The 18,740-nt window shown below is 67.2% G+C and carries 14 protein-coding genes; 9 read left to right on the top strand and 5 right to left on the bottom strand.

The window, feature by feature from the left end:
• Positions 1 to 39 precede the first annotated feature (39 nt).
• The 7 genes from ACTIEY_RS10175 (at position 40) to trhO (ending at position 9,119) form a co-directional block, all read left to right on the top strand.
• On the top strand, positions 40 to 1,254 hold the full coding sequence (locus ACTIEY_RS10175) for a multidrug effflux MFS transporter (RefSeq protein ID WP_439518985.1): 1,215 nt from the start codon (positions 40 to 42) through the stop codon (positions 1,252 to 1,254).
• 50 nt (positions 1,255 to 1,304) lie between these two features.
• On the top strand, positions 1,305 to 2,645 hold the full coding sequence (locus tag ACTIEY_RS10170) for an MFS transporter (protein ID WP_439519440.1): 1,341 nt from the start codon (positions 1,305 to 1,307) through the stop codon (positions 2,643 to 2,645).
• Between the two features lie 64 nt (positions 2,646 to 2,709).
• On the top strand, positions 2,710 to 5,160 hold the full coding sequence (locus tag ACTIEY_RS10165; protein ID WP_439518984.1) for a Tex family protein: 2,451 nt from the start codon (positions 2,710 to 2,712) through the stop codon (positions 5,158 to 5,160).
• A gap of 99 nt (positions 5,161 to 5,259) precedes the next feature.
• Complete coding sequence (locus ACTIEY_RS10160) at positions 5,260 to 6,087, top strand: HDOD domain-containing protein (protein WP_439518983.1); 828 nt, start codon at positions 5,260 to 5,262, stop codon at positions 6,085 to 6,087.
• Positions 6,088 to 6,178: 91 nt separating this feature from the next.
• Positions 6,179 to 7,012, top strand: a complete 834-nt coding sequence (locus tag ACTIEY_RS10155; RefSeq protein WP_439518982.1) for an HDOD domain-containing protein — start codon at positions 6,179 to 6,181, stop codon at positions 7,010 to 7,012.
• Positions 7,013 to 7,054: 42 nt separating this feature from the next.
• Positions 7,055 to 8,152 (top strand): patatin-like phospholipase family protein, encoded by a 1,098-nt coding sequence (locus ACTIEY_RS10150; RefSeq protein WP_439518981.1) that lies wholly within the window; start codon positions 7,055 to 7,057, stop codon positions 8,150 to 8,152.
• A 25-nt stretch (positions 8,153 to 8,177) separates the two neighbouring features.
• Entirely contained in the window at positions 8,178 to 9,119 is a 942-nt protein-coding gene (trhO, locus tag ACTIEY_RS10145; RefSeq protein ID WP_439518980.1) for an oxygen-dependent tRNA uridine(34) hydroxylase TrhO, read from the top strand.
• Here trhO and ACTIEY_RS10140 read toward each other — a convergent pair.
• From ACTIEY_RS10140 to ACTIEY_RS10130, 3 genes are read right to left on the bottom strand one after another with little or no spacing between them, the layout of a single operon-like run.
• Positions 9,116 to 10,813 (bottom strand): ATP-binding protein, encoded by a 1,698-nt coding sequence (locus ACTIEY_RS10140; protein WP_439518979.1) that lies wholly within the window; start codon positions 10,811 to 10,813, stop codon positions 9,116 to 9,118. The two genes, trhO and ACTIEY_RS10140, sit on opposite strands and share 4 nt — an antisense overlap.
• Complete coding sequence (locus tag ACTIEY_RS10135; RefSeq protein ID WP_439518978.1) at positions 10,810 to 13,785, bottom strand: CheR family methyltransferase; 2,976 nt, start codon at positions 13,783 to 13,785, stop codon at positions 10,810 to 10,812. Before ACTIEY_RS10135 ends, ACTIEY_RS10140 begins: the two co-directional genes overlap by 4 nt.
• 32 nt (positions 13,786 to 13,817) lie before the next feature.
• Positions 13,818 to 14,954, bottom strand: coding sequence for an iron-containing alcohol dehydrogenase (locus ACTIEY_RS10130; protein ID WP_439518977.1), 1,137 nt, complete (start codon positions 14,952 to 14,954; stop codon positions 13,818 to 13,820).
• 115 nt (positions 14,955 to 15,069) lie between these two features.
• On the opposite strand from ACTIEY_RS10130, the gene ACTIEY_RS10125 reads away from it, so the two are divergent.
• Both ACTIEY_RS10125 and ACTIEY_RS10120 read left to right on the top strand, forming a co-directional pair.
• The gene (locus ACTIEY_RS10125; RefSeq protein ID WP_439518976.1) at positions 15,070 to 16,059 is read left to right on the top strand and encodes an alpha/beta hydrolase; all 990 of its coding nucleotides are present in this window, start codon (positions 15,070 to 15,072) and stop codon (positions 16,057 to 16,059) included.
• A gap of 7 nt (positions 16,060 to 16,066) precedes the next feature.
• Positions 16,067 to 16,924 (top strand): YbgC/FadM family acyl-CoA thioesterase, encoded by an 858-nt coding sequence (locus tag ACTIEY_RS10120; RefSeq protein ID WP_439519439.1) that lies wholly within the window; start codon positions 16,067 to 16,069, stop codon positions 16,922 to 16,924.
• On the opposite strand, the gene ACTIEY_RS10115 is transcribed toward ACTIEY_RS10120, so the two are convergent.
• Both ACTIEY_RS10115 and ygfZ read right to left on the bottom strand, forming a co-directional pair.
• Positions 16,921 to 17,763, bottom strand: a complete 843-nt coding sequence (locus ACTIEY_RS10115; protein WP_439518975.1) for an NRDE family protein — start codon at positions 17,761 to 17,763, stop codon at positions 16,921 to 16,923. The two genes, ACTIEY_RS10120 and ACTIEY_RS10115, sit on opposite strands and share 4 nt — an antisense overlap.
• Before the next feature lie 22 nt (positions 17,764 to 17,785).
• Positions 17,786 to 18,730 (bottom strand): CAF17-like 4Fe-4S cluster assembly/insertion protein YgfZ, encoded by a 945-nt coding sequence (ygfZ, locus tag ACTIEY_RS10110; protein ID WP_439518974.1) that lies wholly within the window; start codon positions 18,728 to 18,730, stop codon positions 17,786 to 17,788.
• Positions 18,731 to 18,740 lie beyond the last annotated feature (10 nt).

The raw sequence follows: 18,740 nt of genomic DNA, 5'->3' as shown, positions 1-18,740 counted from the left end.
CTTCAGCAAGGAATGCCTCCCAAGGCGACAATCGCCGCCATGCGTTCTTCTGGTTTCTTCCGGATCGCCCTGATCCTGGGCCTGCTCTCGGCCATCGGTCCCTTCGCCATCGACATGTACCTGCCCGCGCTGCCCGCCATTGGCAGCAGCCTGGGGGCACCCGTGGGTCAGGTGCAATGGACGCTCACCGCCTTCTTCATCTCGCTCGGCGTGGGCCAGCTGTTCTACGGACCGGTTTCGGACATGGTGGGCCGCAAGCCCCCGCTGTACTTCGGGTTGGGCCTGTTTGCGCTGGCCAGCGTGGGCTGTGCATTGACCAGCGACGTGCAGACCCTGGTGGTGCTGCGTTTCCTGCAGGGCCTGGGCGCGGCCGCCGGCATGGCCATTCCGCGCGCGGTGGTGCGCGACCTGCATACCGGCAACGACGCGGCGCGCATCATGTCGCTGCTGATGCTGGTCTTCAGCATCTCGCCCATCCTCGCGCCGCTGGTGGGCAGCGGCGTCATTGCGCTTACCGGCTGGCGCGGCGTGTTCTGGGCCGTGGCGCTTGCCTCGCTGGCCGGGCTGGCCCTGGTGTATGGCGCCCTCACCGAGACGCGCACCCAGGCAGACCGCCTGGAGAGCAGTGTGGGCAGCGCCTTGCGCTCGTATGGCGTGCTGCTGCGCGACCGGCACTACCTGGGCCTGGTGGGCATTGCCAGCACGGCGCTGGCCGGCTTCTTCGTCTACCTTGCCGGTTCGCCGTTCGTGATGATCGACCACTACGGGCTCACGCCCACGCAGTACAGCCTGGCCTTCGGCGTGAATGCCGCTGCTTTCTTCGGGGCCGCGCAATGCACGGCACTGCTGGGGCGGCGCTTCGGGCTGGTGAACGTGGTCAAGGGCGCGGCGACCGCCTCGGGCGCCACCATGACGCTGCTGCTCGTTTACTACCTTGCAGGCGGCGACAGTTTGTGGGTGTTGATCGCCTTGTACTTCGTGGCCAGTGGATTCATGGGCCTGGTGATTCCGACCACCTCGGTGCTGGCGCTGGAGCAGCATGGCGCGATCGCCGGCACCGCGTCGGCGCTGATGGGCACGCTGCAGATGCTGGGTGGTGCGGCCGCCATGGCTGTGGTCAGCCTGTTTGCCAACGGGCAGCCGCTGCCCATGGTGGTGGGCATGGCCATCGGCGCCCTGATCGGCGTGGCGCTGACCTGGCTCACGCTGGGCGGTGCAGCGACCAGCGCGCGGGCGCACGAGGCCACCGGTTGAATCCAGCGGTGCTCGACGGCCTGCCGCCCGCCCAGCGCTGGCGCGCGGTGATGGTGATCATGCTGGGCATTTCCATGTCGGTGCTGGACGGCAGCATCGTCAACCTGGCGTTGCCGGGCATCGCCCGCGAGATGAACGCCCCCGCATCGCAAGCCATCTGGGTGGTGAACGCCTACCAGATCGCCATGCTGGTGATGCTGCTGCCCCTGGCCTCGCTGGGCGACCGGCTGGGCTACCGTCGCGTCTACCTGGTGGGCATGACCTTGTTTGTGCTGGCCTCGGTGGCGGCTGCGCTGGCCACCAGCCTGCCCATGCTGGCCACGGCGCGCGCGCTGCAGGGCCTGGGCGCGGCCGGTGTGCTGAGCGTGAACACCGCGCTGGTGCGGCTGGTGTACCCCAGCGCGAAGCTGGGGCGTGGGATGGCGTTGAATTCCATGGTGGTCGCCACCTCGGCCATGGCCGGGCCTTCCGTGGCAGCAGCTATCCTGTCCGTGGCTTCGTGGCCGTGGTTGTTCGCCCTCAATCTGCCGCTGGGTGCGCTCACCATCTGGCTGGGTCGGCGGGCCTTGCCGGCCAACCCGCCGCACGCCGCCTTGCCGCCGCGCCTCTCGCTGCTCGACGTGCTGCTCAACATCCTCATGTTCTCGCTGGTGTTCCTGGCGGTCGAGCAACTGGGCGTGCGCGGTGCATCGAGCCAGGGCGCTTCGCCCACCGGCTGGGGCCTTCTGTTGGCGGGCGTGCTGGTGGGCGTGTTCTACCTGCGTCGGCAGTGGCATCAGGCGGCACCCCTGTTTCCGGTGGATCTGTTCCGCATTCCCGTGTTTGCGCTGTCGATGGGTGCTTCGCTGGGGGCGTTCTGCGCGCAGATGCTGGCCTTTCTCGCCTTGCCCTTCCTGCTGCTTGAGGTGCACGGGCGCAGCCATGTGGAGGCCGGCCTGCTGCTGACCGCCTGGCCGCTGGCCACGGCGGTGGTGGCGCCCATTGCCGGTCGCCTCATTGGCCGCTACCCGGCGGGTTGGCTCGGAGGCGCCGGCATGGCGGTGTTCGCCACCGGGCTGCTGCTGCTCGCCGTGATGCCCGCGCAGCCGGGCAGCGCAGACCTGGTGTGGCGCATGGCCTTGTGCGGCGTGGGCTTTGCGCTGTTCCAGTCGCCCAACAACCACACCATCGTCACCACCGCGCCTTTGCACCGCAGCGGCGCGGCCAGCGGCATGCTGGGCACGGCGCGGCTCACCGGGCAGACGCTGGGCGCAGTGGTGCTCGCGGCGATTTTTGCGGTTTGGGATCAGCACGATGGCCGGGGCGAAGCCATCGCCATGTACGTGGCGGCGGCGTGCGCATTGCTGGCGGCAGTCAGCAGCACGCTGCGCGTGCGGGCCACCCGACGCTGAGGCGGCGGGGGCCTCAGGGTGCCTGTGGCAAACTTCCGCGCTTCGCGTTTTCACATCGGTTCGAATGCAGCAGATCATCCGGCAGATCGCCACGGAAATCAGGGTAGGGGAGCACCAGGTCCGCGCGGCGGTGGAGTTGCTCGACGGCGGGGCCACGGTGCCCTTCATTGCGCGCTACCGCAAGGAAGCCACCGGGGGCCTCGACGACATCCAGCTGCGTGAACTCTCCTACCGGCTGGATTACCTGCGCGAGCTGGAAGACCGCCGCGCTGCGGTGCTCAAGGCCATTGACGAACAGGGCAAGCTCACCGACGCGCTGCGTGCCGCGATCGCCGCCGCACCCACAAAACAGGAACTGGAAGACCTCTACCTGCCCTTCAAGCAGAAGCGCCGCACAAAGGGACAGATCGCTCGCGAGTTCGGCATCGAGCCGCTCGCCGACCAGCTCTTTGCCGATCCCACGCTCGACCCGGCCGCCGAGGCCGCCGCCTTCACGAAACCGCCGGAAGTGCTGGACGACGGCAAGCCAGGCGCCGATTTCTCCACCGTGCCGGCAGTGCTGGACGGCGTGCGCGACATCCTGAGCGAGCGCTGGGCCGAGGACGCCGCGCTGCTGCAGAACCTGCGCGAATGGCTGTGGGCCGAAGGTCTCCTGAAAAGCACGCTGGTGGCGGGCAAGGACCCCAACGTGCCCGACATCGCCAAGTTCCGCGACTACTTCGATTACGACGAACCCATCTCCCGCGTGCCCTCGCACCGCGCGCTCGCGGTGTTCCGTGGTCGTGCGCTGGAAATTCTGGACGCGAAGCTGGTGCTGCCTGAGCCCATGGATGGATCGGCTTCGACAGGCGCAGCCCGAACGGCCGCTGTGCCCTCGCTCGCTGAAGGTCGCATTGCCCTGCACCTGGGCTGGAGCCACCAGGGCCGAAAGGCCGACGACCTGCTGCGCAAATGCGTGGCCTGGACCTGGCGTGTGAAGCTCTCCCTTTCCAGCGAGCGCGACCTGTTCGCCCGCCTGCGCGAGAGCGCCGAGGGCGTGGCGATCAAGGTGTTTGCCGACAACCTGCGCGACCTGCTACTGGCGGCCCCCGCCGGCCCCAAGGTGGTGATGGGCCTGGATCCGGGCATCCGCACCGGCGTGAAGGTGGCGGTGGTGGACGCCACCGGCAAACTGGTCGACACCGCCACGGTGTACCCGCACGAGCCGCGCCGCGACTGGGACGGCGCGCTGCACACGCTGGGCGGCTTGGCGCGAAAACATGGCGTGAACCTGATCGCCATCGGAAATGGAACGGCCAGCCGCGAAACGGACAAGCTGGCTGCCGATTTGATCAATTTGTTGGAGAAACACCCTCCCGTTCGGGCTGAGCCTGCGGAAGCCGCCGAAAACCCTTCGACAGGCTCAGGGCGAACGGACTCCATCCAGAAAGTGGTGGTCAGCGAGGCCGGCGCTTCGGTGTACTCCGCCAGTGAATATGCGTCTCAGGAAATGCCCGATGTGGACGTGAGCCTTCGCGGCGCCGCTTCCATTGCGCGCCGTCTGCAGGATCCCCTGGCCGAGCTGGTGAAGATCGATCCCAAGAGCATCGGCGTGGGCCAGTACCAGCACGACGTGAACCAGAGCGAACTGGCGCGCACGCTGGAAGCGGTGGTGGAAGACTGTGTGAACGGTGTGGGCGTGGATCTGAACACCGCCAGCGTGCCGCTGCTCGCGCGCGTGTCGGGACTTTCCGGCAGTGTGGCCAAGGCGGTGGTGCGCTGGCGTGAGACGCATGGCGCGTTCAAGAGCCGCCAACAGCTCATGGAAGTCGCCGGGCTGGGTGCCAAGACCTTCGAGCAGAGCGCAGGCTTTCTGCGCATCCGTGGCGGCGAGAACCCGCTGGACATGACGGGCGTGCACCCCGAGACGTACAGCGTGGTCGAACAGATCATGGCAAAGACCGGCAAGCCCGTGGACGAACTCATGGGCCGCGCCGACATGCTCAAGACGCTGCGTCCCGAGCTGTTCGCCAATGAGCGATTCGGCGTGATCACGGTCAGGGACATCCTGGGCGAACTGGAGAAGCCCGGCCGCGACCCGCGACCGGATTTCCAGGTGGCGCGTTTCAACGACGGCGTGGACGACATCAGCGACCTGCGCGAGGGGATGATTCTGGAAGGCACGGTGAGCAACGTGGCCCAGTTCGGCGCTTTTGTCGACCTCGGGGTGCACCAGGACGGGCTGGTGCATGTGAGCCAGCTGGCCCACAAGTTCGTGAACGATGCCCGGGAAATCGTGAAAACCGGCGACATCGTCAAGGTCCGGGTGATGGAGGTGGATGTGGCGCGCAAGCGCATCGGCCTGTCGATGAAGCTGGGTGAGGCGCCCGCTCGTGCTTCCGACGGCGCGCGAGACAACCGGTTCGAACCGGCCCGCCATGCCCGCGGGGGCCAGCCGGTCGGCAAGGCCAACCCGCCGGTGACCTCGGCCATGGCGTCTGCCTTTGCGCGGTTGCAGGGCTCCGGAAAGCGCTGAATCCGGTAGTTCAAAGGCATTCAGGGGGCTCAAGTCGGGGCGTCCGATGTCGATAGCCTTGGGTAGTCAAACCCATCCAAGTCATCGGACTTCAGCCCCATGCAACTCGAAGCCCTGTTGAACTATCCCCGCGCGCTGCCAGCGATGTCGCGCACGGTCTCGGATCTGCTGGCCGAGATGAACAAGGAGGACCCGAGCCCGAGGCGGGTGGCGGGCCTGATTTCCCAGGACCCGGCGCTCACCACCCGCGTGCTTCGCCTGTCCAATTCCGCCTTCTTCCGCGCCAGTCGCCAGATCGGCAGTGCCGACGAGGCTGTGGCGCTGCTGGGCATGACCCATGTGCGCTCCCTGGTGATGGCCGCCGCGCTGGGATCGAGTTTCAAGAACGTGCAGGGCGTGGACATGCGCCAGTTCTGGCGCTACAGCCTGCGCGTGGCCGACATTTCTCGCTCACTGGCGGGCCTGTTGCGGCAGAACGAGGGCAATGCCTTCACCGCCGGTCTGGTCCACGCCATTGGCGACCTCATCATGCACATCGCCATGCCCGACGTGATCGGCCCCATCGACATGGGCACGCCACCGCTGGACCTGCGCCGTGCGGACGCCGAACGCGCGGTGCTGGGCTACACCTACGCCGAAGTCGGTGCCGGCATGGCCGAGAAATGGCAGTTTCCGTCCGACATCGTCTCGGCCCTGGCCAACCAGGTAGCACCCTTTGATGGGGAAACCTACGACGCGCTGGGGGGTGTGCTCCACCTGGCGTCATGGCGCGCGCGCGCCGAGGAAATCCAGCTCGACGAAAACGGGCTGGTGGCCACGTTCCCCGACATGGTCGGCCTGACCCTGGGCCTGGACCTGAACAGCGTGCTGGGCAAGGACCCCACCGAGTGGTCGTTCAGCCAGGCGTTGGGCGCGTTCATCGATTGATGCCCACCGAAAGTTCTCAAGACTCTCTCCGGCCTGACGAAGAAACCATCAGTCCTCCAACAACAAGCCAACCACGTCGAAGGGTCAGATCATGCAACTCGAAAAGCTGCTCAAGCAACCGGACGCATTGCCCTCCGCCCCCAAGGTGGTGCGCAAGCTGATCGACACCTTCGACCAGGAAGAGGTCGACGCGATGCTGGTGGCGTCCTACATCGAAGACGATCCGGTGCTCACGGCCAAGCTGCTGAAAACCGCCAACTCGGCCTTCTTCGGCCTGACGCGCCAGGTCTCGAACGCCCGAGAAGCGATGAACGTGCTGGGCATGATCAAGGTGCGCGCGCTGGTGATTGCTGCTTCGCTCGGCGAGGGCTTCCACACCGTGGGCAGCGTCAACCTGAACCAGTTCTGGCGCTACAGCCTCAACACGGCCAACCTCTCGCGCTACATCGCGCTGCCCATCAAGATCGACGAAAACACCGCCTTCACCGCCGGTCTCATCCATGGCATTGGCGAACTGGTGATGCACGTGGGCATGCCCGAAGCCATGCTGGACCTGGACCGCAGCGTGCCCATGCTCGATCTCAAGCGCTCCAAGGCCGAGCGCGGCATCTTCGGCTACAGCTACGCCGAGGTCGGCGCTGCGCTGGCGCGCGAGTGGCACTTTCCCAAGCGCATGATCAACGCCATCGAACACCAGACCGCTCCGTTCGACAACGACGTGTACGAACCCATTGCCGGGGTGATCCACATCGGTTCCTGGCGCGCCCGTGCCGAAGAGCAGGCCATGCGCAGCGAACTGCTCATCAACACCTACCCCGATCCGGTGGGCCTGGTGCTGGGCATCGACCCCGACACGGTCGTGGCCGAAGAGATCCCGTCGCTGTCCCGGCATTCGGAAGAAACCGAGTCCCACGTTCACCACTGAACGACCAGGGGCTTGCCTCAGGCTGCGAGACAATCGCAGCCTATGCCTCCTGCGCTTCGCCTCTACGCCGGCCCCGCGGCCCGCCAACACCTCCAGCAGCACGGCCTTCGTCCGCAGGACGTGGGCATCATCCCCGCCGCCGCGGGTGGCCCCAAGGGCCTCGTCCTCGGGCCGCTCGACCGGTTTCTGTTTGGTCCATGGCTCGGCGCCAGCCAGCAGCCGGTGCACCTGGTGGGTGCGTCGATCGGTGCCTGGCGCATGGCCACGGCCTGCCTGAACGATCCGGTGGCAGCTTTCCAGCGCCTTGAAACCGACTACATCCACCAGCACTACGAGCTGCCACCTGGCCAGAAGCGGCCCACGGCGCTGCAGGTGAGCGAGCGATTCGCGGACAACCTCCAGCTGTTCTACGGCGGGCGGATCGCGGAAGTGCTCAGGCAACCTCGTTTCCGGCTTCACATCGTCACCTCGCGCGGGCGGCATCTGCTGGGCCGGGATGGCCGCCTGCGCACCCCGCTGGGCTACCTGGGCGCCTATGCGGCCAATGCCTTCAGCCGCCAGGCGCTGGGAAGCTGGCTGGAGCGGGTGGTGTTTTCGTCGCCCGCGCCGGGCGCCGGGGGCGTCAGCGCGCTGCCGTTCTCCACGCAGGACTTCCGCACCCGGCAGGTGGCCATGGCGGAGAACAACTTCATGGACGCCCTGCAGGCGAGCTGCTCCATTCCGTTCGTGCTTCGGCCGGTGCACGGCATCGCCGGGGCGCCCCCGGGCGCCTACTGGGACGGCGGCATCACCGACTACCACCTGCACCTGCGATACCTGCCCACGGCAGAGGCGCCGATCGTGCTGTACCCCCATTTCCAGAAGGCGGTGGTGCCCGGCTGGCTCGACAAGGGCTGGAAGAGCCGCCACCTCGCCAGCCCCGCGCTGGACCACATGCTGGTGATCGCGCCGGACCCGGCCTGGGTGGCCACGCTGCCCCATGGCCGGCTGCCCGACCGCAACGACTTCACCCGCTACGGGCAGGACCTGCCGGCGCGCGTGAAGGCCTGGACCGGCGCCGTGTCGGCCAGCCGCCAACTGGCCGACGAATTCGCAGCCTGGGTGGAGCGGCCGGATCTGTCCCGGATCGAGCCGCTTTGAAACGGGAAGGGGATAATCCTGCCCCATGCCCAGCGAGTCCGTCAGCCCCCGTTTCCTCACCGCCGCCCTCTACCAGTTCGTCGACCTGCCGGACTTCGCTGCGTTGCGCGCGCCCCTGCTGGCCTGCTGCGAGGCCAACGAGGTCAAGGGCACCCTGCTGCTGGCGCCCGAAGGCATCAACGGCACCATCGCCGGGCACGAAGCGGGTGTGCGAGCCGTGCTGGCGCACCTGCGAGCCGACCCGCGTCTGGCCCGACTGCCGCACAAGGAATCCTGGAGCGATCATCCGCCGTTCCACCGCATGAAAGTGCGCGAGAAACGCGAGATCGTCACCCTGCGCGTGCCCGGGCTGGACCCCAACCGCACCGTGGGCCAGTACGTGAAGCCGGAAGACTGGAACGCGCTGCTGGCCGACCCCGATGTGCTGCTGATCGACACGCGAAACGACTACGAGGTGGCGATCGGCACCTTCGAAGGCGCGGTCAACCCCGGGATTAAGTCGTTCACCGAGCTGCCCGCCTGGCTGGACGCGCAGGCGGCCCTGCAGGGAGAGAAAAAGCCCAAGGTGGCGATGTTCTGCACCGGTGGCATCCGCTGCGAGAAGTCGACCGCGCTCATGAAGATGCGCGGATTCGACGAGGTCTACCACCTGGAAGGCGGCATCCTCAAGTACCTGGAGTCAGTGCCGCCGGCGCAGAGCACCTGGCAGGGCGACTGTTTTGTGTTCGACGAGCGCGTGAGCGTGGGCCACGGCCTGGTGCCCGGGTCGCACGAGCTCTGCCGCTCCTGCCGCTGGCCGCTTTCGCCAGAGGACAAGGCCTCGCCGCTCTACGTGCGCGGCGTGAGCTGCGCGCACTGCCACGACCAGCGCAGCCCGGAGGAAAAGGCGCGCCTGGCCGAGCGCCAGAGGCAGGTGGAACTGGCCCAGGCGCGTGGCGAGCAGCACGTCGGCGCGCGCATGCCCTAGCGCGCAATCAGGGACAGGATCAGCTCGCGCAGGGCGGCCGGGCGTGCCGGCTTGTACAACATCGAGATGCCCAGGCTCCTGGCGCGCTCGGCCACCGCCTTGTCCATGTCCCCGGTGATCAGACAGGCCGGTATCTGTCGCCCGGTGAGTTCGCGCAGGGCGATGATGGCATCGATGCCGTTCTCCTCCCCGCGCAGCCGGTGGTCGCTCACGATGACATCGGGAACGTGTCCCCGGGCCACCAGCGCACGTGCGGTCTCGATGCCCTCGGCCGCCTGCGGAACCGCCTTCCAGGTCTTCAGGAAGTCGAACAGTGCGTCGCTGGCCATCGCGTCGTCTTCGATGATGAGTGCGCGCAAGCCCACCAGCGGCTCCTGCGTCAGGTCCCATGGAGCCGCCCGCGGTTCTTCTGCCAGCGCCGGTTGCGGGGGCGCCAGCGGCACCGTCACGCTGAAGCAGCTGCCCCAGCCGGGTGCCGAGCGAACCTCCAGCGGATGGCCGAGCAGGTCGCAGGTTCGACGCGCGATGCTCAGGCCCAGCCCGAGGCCCTTGCTGCGGTCGCGCTCCGGGTTGTCGACCTGGAAGAACTCGTCAAAGATGTGTGGCAGGTGTTCAGGGGCGATGCCGATGCCGCTGTCGCGCACCTCGATGCGGGCGTAGGTGCCGCTGCGGTTGCCGCGGCAAGCCACCAGCACCGTGCCTTGCGGCGTGAAGCGAAGCGCGTTCCCCACCAGGTTGTGCAGCACGCGCTGCAGCAGCGCGAGGTCGGTGTCAAGCCAGAGGTGCGAAGGCCTGAACTTCAGGCGCACCCCACTGCGGATGCCTTCGCCGGGAAACAGGGGGCGCAACTGCTCCACCAGCCGGGCAAAGGGTACGGCGGCGGGTTTCACCTGGACGACGTCGGAGTCGAGTCGAGAGAGATCGAGCAGGGCGTTGAGCATGTGCTCCAGGGTTCGCACCGAGGCGTCCAGCCGGCTCACGAGCACGTGGTTCTGCGGGCTGCCGGGGAGTTGCTTCAACTGGTCGATCAGCAGGCCCATGGCGTGCGTGGGCTGGCGCAGATCGTGGCTGGCGGCCGACAGGAAGCGTGACATGGCGCGCCGTTCCGCCTCGGCGGCTTCCTGCTTCTCGCGCAACTGCGCGGCATGCCGGCGCATGGTGATGTCGATCATGACGATGCGCAGCAGCACTTCGCCGTCGTCGTCGGGCGCGGCCGTGGCGTCCATTTCCACCCAGACATGCTCACCGGTGGGACCCAGCAGGCGCATCTCGCAGGAGCGCTGTTCTCCTTCACGCAGGTTGTCCCGGCACTGGCGGTAGAAGTGGTCCCGGTCTTCCGGCGCGATGAAGCGCGCCAGCGAAGTGTCCACCAGCGCCTCGCGCTCGTGGCACAACAGCCTTGCTGCGCACTGGTTGACCTGCTGGATCAGGCCGCTGGCGTTCACGGTGCAATAGGCCACTGGCGCCATGTCGTACAGGTTGAAGTAGTGCTGGCGCGTGGCGTCCAGTGCAGCCTGAGTGACGCGCAGTTCCTCGTTCTGCATCTCCAGCTCGATCTGGTGCAGGCGCAGTTCCTGCACCAGCAGTCGCAATGCGCCTGCAGGGAGGTCGTCCACCGGCGCGACGGCCGCGGCCGCCATGCGGCGCGCGGGTACCTCGCCAGGCGGCGGGCTTGGCTGGTCGGGGTCCTTCATGGCGGGAGGTCCGTTGGTACGTCCAGCGTGGCCACGGGTTGCTCCATCAGGGCAATGCCGTAGAGGTGCTGCGACCCGTCGCGCAAGGCGGTTGCTGTGACCCAGATCTGCTGCGAGCTGCCGTCCCTGTGAAGGCGGGTGGTGCGCCAGGGCATGGCGGCTTTCCCCATGCGCAGCGCTTCAAGCCGGTGCAGATGGTCGTGGCGCTCGGCCGCCGGAATGCGCGCACGTGCCGGCAAGGCCAGCGCCTCGTCATCGTCCCAGCCGTACAGCTTTCGAGCGGCGTCGTTCCAGCCCTGGATGAGCCCGTCCATGTCTTCAACGACCATCGCGGCATCGGCGTCGCGCAGCATGCGCGCCATGTGGCTCAGACCAGACGCCTTGCGCAGCGCTTCCTGGGTCTGCCGAACTTCCGTGATGTCGACAAAAGAGATCACCGCGCCCTCGATGACGTAGTCCAGCGTGCGGTAAGGCTGGATGCGCATGGTGAACCAGCGCCGCTGGGAGGTCTGCACATCGAGTTCGAAATTCTCCAGGGTGTCGAGCACGCCCCGCACGTCGGAAACGAGCTGGTCGTAGCCGACCAGGTTGGACGCGATGTGGCCGATGGGTCTGCCCACGTCGCCTGGAATGAGATGGAGGATGGAGGACGTGGCCGGCGTGAATCGCAGGATGCGCAGGTCGTGGTCCACGAACACGGTGCCGATGCCGGTCCCGGCGAGCAGGTTGTTCATGTCGTTGTTGGCGCGGGAGAGATCGGCCACCTTGATCTGCAGCTCGGTGTTGACGGTGGTGAGTTCATCGTTCACGGCCTGCAGTTCTTCCTTGGACGTTTCGAGCTCTTCGTTGGCCGACTGCAGTTCCTCGTTGACAGCCTGCATCTCCTCGTTGGACGAACGCAACTCTTCGCTGGAACGTTCGAGGGCTAGCGAAAGAGACCTGAGGTGCTCATCGCGAACGTGCAGGGCTCGCCGGAGATACTGGGTTGCATCACCCGCGGCTGGCGCTTTCTCGGGAAGCGCGTCCGACCGAGCCGATGCTGCCTCCTCGAACACCACGAGATACAGCGCTTCGCCAGACGCTTCCGAGCCCTGGGACGTCACGGGCCGGACGGTGAGATTGACCACTGTGAAATGGCCATTGGATCCGACCTCGACGCGAGGGATGTGGGGGGCCTCCTGCTGCACCACTGCAGCGTGCAGCGCAGCTTCAAGCGACGGGCCCAGGCCCTCGCGGGCCATCTTGAGGATGTTGTTCACCCCAGCCTCGCCGGGGGCCGGTTCGAGCAGATGGCCGGAGCGGCCGTGCAGGTAACGGATGTCACCCTGCGCATTGACCAGCGCGCTGGTCGGCGCCATCCGCAGCATTGCCTGCTCGGCAATTTCACGCAGGGAAGTTTTCATGGGGGTGTCCCGTCTTTCCTCACCCGTGGGTGGCGCGACTTCGATCCTGACCGTGGGAAGCAGCGTGGCGGTCGTGTAGCCAGTACGGTGCGGTTTCGAGACCTTCCTGCTCCGAAAGATCTTGGAACGCCGGTCCACCACGGAAAACAGATCGACATTCTCTCCGATGCTCTCGGAAGGTCCAAGGAACAGCGTACCGCCAGGCTTGAGTGCGTAGTGAAAAAGCGGAATGAGCCGCTTTTGCAGATCGGCTTCGAAATAGATCAGCAGGTTGCGGCAGGCGATGAGGTCGAGCCGCGAGAACGGCGGATCCCGAATCACATCGTGTTCGGAAAACACCATCATGTCGCGCAGGCTCTTGAGCACTCGGTAAGGACCGCCGTCCATTTCCCGGGTGAAGAACCTGGAGAGGCGCGAAGGCGAGAGCTCTGAGGCGATGCTGGCGGGATAGACGCCGGCGCGCGCCACCGAAATCGCCCGGCTGTTCAGGTCGGTCGCGAAGATCTGAACCTTGTGCTGTTGCTGCCGACGCTCCATGGCTTCCGCCACCAGCATGCCCAGGGAATAGGGCTCCTCCCCCGTGGAACACCCCGCCGACCAGATGCGCACAGGCTCCGACGGATCCTTGGTGGACAGCAGGCGCGGCAGGATGTCCTGCTCGATCGCGTGGAAGGTGTCCGCGTCCCGAAAGAACGCGGTCACGCCAATTGGCAGGTCGAAGTACAGGTTTCGCAATTCGCCGGGCGTGTGGTGCAGGTGCTCGGCATACGCCTGCAGGGATTCCAGTTGGTGCACCCCCATGCGCCGCTCGATGCGCCGCCGGATCGTGCCCATCTTGTACTGGGAAAAATCGTGCCCGGTGTGCATGCGCAACAGCTGCATCACCGAGAAGTAGGCGTCCTCGGACCAGATGCCGGCGCGTGCAGGAGGCGCGCCGCGCCTGCCGCTTCGCTGGGGATTCAGGGACACGAGGTGGGCGGCCATCTGGTCGGGCGGCAGATCGATGTCGACCACGCCCGTCTCCAGGGCGCTCTGCGGCATGCCCTGAAACTGGGCGGTGGCCGGTGTCTGAACCATGACCAGCCCGCCGACTTTCTTGATGGCGCGCAGTCCCATCGCTCCGTCGCTGCCGCTGCCCGACAGCACGATGCCGATCGACTGCTCGCGCAAGTGACGCGCGAGCGAATTGAAGAAGATGTCGATGGTCTGGGGGGCGCCGAGTGGGCGGGGGCGTTCCTGCAGCAGCAGCCTGCCGTCCAGGTACAACACTGCGCGATTGGGAGGAATCACGTAGACGCAGTCGGGCTGCACGGCCATACCGTGACGGATCTCGAACACCTGCATGCTGGTGTAGCGCTGGATGGCCGCGCACAGGATGCTGGGGTGATCGGGCGCCAGGTGCTGCACCAGCACATAGGCCATGCCGGAATCGGCATCGACCGATGCGCTTCGAAAGAAGGCTTCGAAGGCGGCCAACCCACCGGCAGACGCACCGATTCCCACCACCTTCAAAGGGCGCTCGGTGTCGCCGACCTGTGCTGGAGCGGCAGACAGGTCCGGTGGGTTCATGGAAGAGAACAGGTGGTGGCAGAGGCAGTCGCTCAGAGGGCCGACTGAAGGAGGTCGCGGTAGTCCTGCGCCGAGGCCAGTCGGGGATTGGTCTTGTGGCAGTGGTCTGCCAGGGCGCCCTGGATGACCCGGTCGAACAGATCCTCACCCACGCCCATGGCGGCAAGGCCGGCGGGCAGGCCCAGCCGGGCGTTCATGTCCCGGATGGCTTCGGGCACGTCGCTGCCGCTGGCCAGGCCCATGGCGTGCGCCATGCGCTGCAGGCGGTTGTCCTTCTTCATGGAGTCTGTCTCGGCGTTGAAGCGGATCACGGCCGGCAGGAACACGGCGTTGAGCGTGCCGTGGTGCAGCTTCGGATTGACGCCGCCCAGGCTGTGACTGAGCGAATGCACGCAGCCCAGCCCTTTCTGGAATGCCATCGCGCCCTGCATGGAGGCGCTCATCATGTTCAGGCGAGCTTCGCGGTCCTGGCCGTTCTTCGTGGCGCGCTCGATGTGCGCCCAGCCACGTTGCAGCCCGTCGAGCCCGATGCCGTCGGCGGGTGGATTGAAGGCGGGCGCCATGAAGGTTTCCATGCAGTGCGCGATCGCGTCCATGCCGGTGGCCGCCGTGAGCATGGGCGGCAGGCCCAGCGTGAGTTCGGGGTCGAGCAGGGCAGTGCGGGGCACCAGGTGCCAGCTGTGGAAGCCCAGCTTGCGACCGTCGTCGACGATCACGATGGCGCCGCGCGCGACTTCGCTCCCGGTGCCAGCGGTGGTGGGCACGGCAATGAGGGGTGGCACGCGGTCGGTGATCCTGGGCGAGCCTCCTTCGATGGTGGCGTAGGTCTTGAGCGGGCCTTCGTGGGTGCAGGCGATGGCCACGCCCTTGGCGCAGTCGATGGCGCTGCCGCCGCCCAGGGCAACGAGGCCGTCGCAGCCCTCGCTGCGGTAGATCGCCACCGCCGCGCGCACGGCGGCCTCGGTCGGGTTGGAGGGCGTCTGGTCGAACACCGCGGGCTTCATGCCAGGCAGCGCGGCCAGGGCCTTGTCCAGCAGGCCCGCGGCCTTCACGCCCGCATCGGTGACGATGAGCGGCTTGCGGATACCGACGCGCTCGCATTCGGTGGCCAGTTGGGAGAGCACCCCGAAGTCGATCAGGATGTTGGTCACGTAGAGGATTTGCGCCATGCGGGTGTCTCTGAGTTCTTTCGGGTTATGGTGAATCACTATAAGGTTGGAAGGCCCTGGGGCCAACGCAGTTCGTTCCCGATGCGTCGCAAAAAAGACAGAGACAATGCGGCGCATGTCGCCACCAACGAATCCCCGCAGCCTGCTCACGCCTGCCATGCGCGGGCTGCTCGATCGCATCGACCGCGCCGGCCATCCTCCCCTGCATGCGCTATCGCCAGACCAGGCGAAAGCCGCCTACCTGGCCGGCGCGCCCGTGCTGGACATCCCATTGCACAAGCTCACCCGGGTGCAGGACCTGCGCATTCCCACGCGCGACGGCGCGACCTTGCCTGCCCGGTTGTTGGCTCCCGCGCTGGACGTGGCACTGCCCGTGCTGCTGTTCTTCCACGGCGGCGGATTCACCGTGGGCAGCGTGGCCAGCCACGAGCCGCTGTGCCGCCATCTGGCCCATCTGGCGCACTGCGCGGTGCTCTCCGTGGATTACCGGCTGGCGCCAGCGTCGAAGTTTCCGACCGCGGTGGACGACGCCTGGGACGCGCTGGCCTGGCTGCGCGAGCAGGCCAACGAACTCGGGCTGGACGGCCGACGCATCGCAGTGGGTGGCGACAGCGCGGGCGGCACGCTGGCCGCCGTGACCGCGATCACGGCACGCGACGAGGGCTGGCCACTGGCGCTGCAGATGCTGTTCTATCCCGGCTGTGCGGGCCATCAGGACACCCACAGCCACAAGACATTTGCTCGCGGCTTCCTGCTGGAAGAAGCTCACATCACCTGGTTCTTCAGCCAATACCTGCGCACGCAGGCCGACCGCGACGACTGGCGTTTTGCTCCGCTGGATGGCGTCGACGGCACGGGGCACGTGCGCGAACTCGACGATGTGGCTCCCGCCTGGATCGGCCTGGCGGAATGCGATCCGCTCACGGACGAAGGCGTGATGTACGCCGACCGTCTGCGCCATGCGGGCGTGCCGGTGGCGCTGGAGATCTATGCCGGCATGGTGCACGGTTTCATCAACTTCGGTCGCGCCATCCCCCAGGCGTTGACTGCCCACAACGACGCGGCACGCGCGCTGCGCCGAGCTTTTCATCCGGAGAGGACCTGAGATGACCCTGAAACGCAGCGACTTCCGCTTCTTCCACCGGCTGCGCGTGCGCTGGGCCGAGGTGGACATGCAGAAGATCGTGTTCAACGCCCACTACCTGATGTACTTCGACACGGCGATCACCGACTACTGGAGGGCACTGGCGTTGCCGTACCAGGAGACGATGGACCAGCTGGGTGGCGATCTCTACGTGGTGAAAGCCACGGTTGAGTTCCATGCCTCGGCGCGGGTGGACGACCAGCTCGACATCGCCATGCGGTGCCTTCGCATCGGCAATTCGTCCCTCACGTTCCAGGGCGCCATCTTTCGCGGCGAGGACCACCTCATCACCGGCGAAATCGTCTACGTGTTCGCCGATCCGGCGACGCAGAAGTCGAGACCGGTACCGCCCGCGCTGCGCGAGACGCTGCTGGGCTTTGAGGCCGGCGAGGCGGTGACGCAGTTGCGTGTGGGGACGTGGACTGAACTGGGCACTGATGCCGGCGCCATCCGCACGGCGGTGTTCGTGCAGGAGCAGCGCATCCCGAAGGAGCTGGAATGGGACGAGGGCGACGCGGTGGCGGTGCATGCGGTGGCGTACAACCACCTGGGCCGCCCCGTGGCCACGGGGCGGCTGGTCTCTCACGCGCCAGGCGTGGCCAAGATCGGGCGCATGGCGGTCGACCGCACGCTGCGGGGCAGCCGCCTGGGCCGCGATGTGTTGCACGCCCTCATGGAGGCCGCTCGCGCTCGAGGCGACACCGAAGTGATGCTGCACGCGCAGCAGAGCGCCATCGGCTTCTACCGCCGCCTCGGCTATGTGGACCAGGGCGTACCTTTCGAGGAAGCGGGGATCCCTCACCAGGAAATGGTGGCGAAGCTCTAGGCCCAGAACAGGCCAACGCGGTGGTGGGCGTCACCCGGTGGCGAGGGCACTTGCGAATGATCGTGCGTCCACTCCATGACGTCCACCTGCCATCCGCTGTCGGCCGGGCGGGCACTGGCCACCAGGCTGCTGCGCGTGCCATAGGCGCGGCCGGGCATGCGCACGAAGGCACTGGAGAGCGCGCGTTCCGCGTCGCCCGGTACGCCGGTGAGAGGCAAGTCGGTGTCTGGCGCCGGCTGGTCGTCGAACAGCGCCTGCGCCAGGGGATCGATCCAGCCGCTCCGGTCATCGCGGCGCACCTGTTCCAGTGAGGCACGCACGGCCTGCTTGAGCCGCTGCGTCTTGGGCCAGGGCGTGTCCAGGCTGGCGTTGGACAACCCGTACACGCCATCGCCCAGCGCGCGGCGGTGCAGCGCGACCGGACGTTCTTCATGCGGCCGGTCCGGTTGCCGATTGCCCAGCCAGCTCCAGCGGCGGGCCTGAAAGTCGCCGACCACCAGGTTGAAGCCGCCATACGCTGCAGGATCGATGCCATCGGCGAATCGGTCCACATCGCCGTCGCCCTGAAGCCATCGCGTGACGAGTTCACCCCGGCTGCGGGCGCCCGGGCCCAGCACGGCTTGCCGCACGTTGGTGAGCATGGCCACGCGCCCCTGCGGGCTCAGGCCCAGCCAGGTGCCGCCATCTCGCAGGTCGCGCCCACCCACCACCTCGGTGCCATCGGGCAGCGCCCAGCGGTGCAGCGGCGCCGTGGGACGGTCCAGGTACTCATCGCGGTTGGCCGCGATGAGCAGCGGGCACGCCGGGTCGGCGTTCAGCGCGAAAGCGATGAGGCACATGGCGCAGCCTTCGGCCCGGCCCTCAGATGTCCTCGAGCAGGGAATAGGGCAGGGGCAGCAGCGTCAAGTGCGGCCCGCTCACGCTGCCCGCCCTCAGGCCACCTGCTGCCGCCGCGCTGGTCTGCAGGGAAACGATGGCGTCGAAGCCTTGCACCGGGTGAGGTGCCACTTCCACCACGGTGCCGCAGGGCTGGTCGGGATCGCCTTCGGAAAACACGTCCTGCCCCGCGACCAGCGCGCCTTCGGCATGCACCACATAGGCCCTGCGCTTGAGGGTGCCGCGGAACTGGCTTCGCGCCACCACCTCCTGGCCGGGGTAGCAACCCTTCTTGAAGTTCACGCCGCCCACAGATTCATAGTTCAACATCTGCGGCACGAACGACTCCACCACCGGCTGGCTCAGCATGGCCACACCGCTCTGCACCTCGAGCCACTGCCACAGCGGTTCGGCCAGCGCCGTTGCCGTGGGGGCCGCCGCGCCGACGGGCGCCACCCACAGGGCGCGGACGGCACCGGGCGCCGCCGGCAGACGCACCACGCTGACCTGGCCGTCCCGCCACTGGCTCCAAACTGCCGTCGGCAGCGCGGCAGGAACGCCACCGCCCGCCAGACCGAAGACCTGGAAGTTCTCGCTGGCGTCGCTCAGGCGGGCCTTGGCCCGCAACACGAACATGGACAGGCGCTTCAAGGTGGGTGCCAGCAGGTCGCGGTTGCACACGAGCAGGATGTCGTCGTGCGCGCGCTTGAATCCCACGAAGCTGGCCAGCATGCGGCCCTTGGCGGAGCAGAAGGCCGCCAGGCGCGCCTCGGACAGGCCCAGCAGGGAAAAATCCTGCGTGAGCTGGCCGTGCAGGAAAGCCGCAGCGTCCTCTCCCTCGACGCGGATCACGCCCAGTTGCGTGAGCGGGGTCGCGCCGTCCAGCATGGCAGCCTGCGCGGAAGGAGCGGGATCAAGGGAGTGGATCATGGTGGGGCGG

It is taken from the genome of Hydrogenophaga sp., assembly GCF_051858985.1.
In the GTDB taxonomy this organism is placed as follows: Bacteria; Pseudomonadota; Gammaproteobacteria; order Burkholderiales; family Burkholderiaceae_C; genus Hydrogenophaga.
Note: the sequence above shows the minus strand (reverse complement) of the source record. Positions and strands in the feature narration are given on the sequence as shown.

Bases quoted from the DNA above. Each gene is read 5' to 3' on its own strand.
- ACTIEY_RS10175 (WP_439518985.1), top strand. From the start codon at position 40: ATGCGTTCTTCTGGTTTCTTCCGGATCGCCCTGATCCTGGGCCTGCTC.
- ACTIEY_RS10170 (WP_439519440.1), top strand. From the start codon at position 1,305: ATGGTGATCATGCTGGGCATTTCCATGTCGGTGCTGGACGGCAGCATC.
- ACTIEY_RS10165 (WP_439518984.1), top strand. From the start codon at position 2,710: ATGCAGCAGATCATCCGGCAGATCGCCACGGAAATCAGGGTAGGGGAG.
- ACTIEY_RS10160 (WP_439518983.1), top strand. From the start codon at position 5,260: ATGCAACTCGAAGCCCTGTTGAACTATCCCCGCGCGCTGCCAGCGATG.
- ACTIEY_RS10155 (WP_439518982.1), top strand. From the start codon at position 6,179: ATGCAACTCGAAAAGCTGCTCAAGCAACCGGACGCATTGCCCTCCGCC.
- ACTIEY_RS10150 (WP_439518981.1), top strand. From the start codon at position 7,055: ATGCCTCCTGCGCTTCGCCTCTACGCCGGCCCCGCGGCCCGCCAACAC.
- trhO (WP_439518980.1), top strand. From the start codon at position 8,178: ATGCCCAGCGAGTCCGTCAGCCCCCGTTTCCTCACCGCCGCCCTCTAC.
- ACTIEY_RS10140 (WP_439518979.1), bottom strand. From the start codon at position 10,813: ATGAAGGACCCCGACCAGCCAAGCCCGCCGCCTGGCGAGGTACCCGCG.
- ACTIEY_RS10135 (WP_439518978.1), bottom strand. From the start codon at position 13,785: ATGAACCCACCGGACCTGTCTGCCGCTCCAGCACAGGTCGGCGACACC.
- ACTIEY_RS10130 (WP_439518977.1), bottom strand. From the start codon at position 14,954: ATGGCGCAAATCCTCTACGTGACCAACATCCTGATCGACTTCGGGGTG.
- ACTIEY_RS10125 (WP_439518976.1), top strand. From the start codon at position 15,070: ATGTCGCCACCAACGAATCCCCGCAGCCTGCTCACGCCTGCCATGCGC.
- ACTIEY_RS10115 (WP_439518975.1), bottom strand. From the start codon at position 17,763: ATGTGCCTCATCGCTTTCGCGCTGAACGCCGACCCGGCGTGCCCGCTG.
- ygfZ (WP_439518974.1), bottom strand. From the start codon at position 18,730: ATGATCCACTCCCTTGATCCCGCTCCTTCCGCGCAGGCTGCCATGCTG.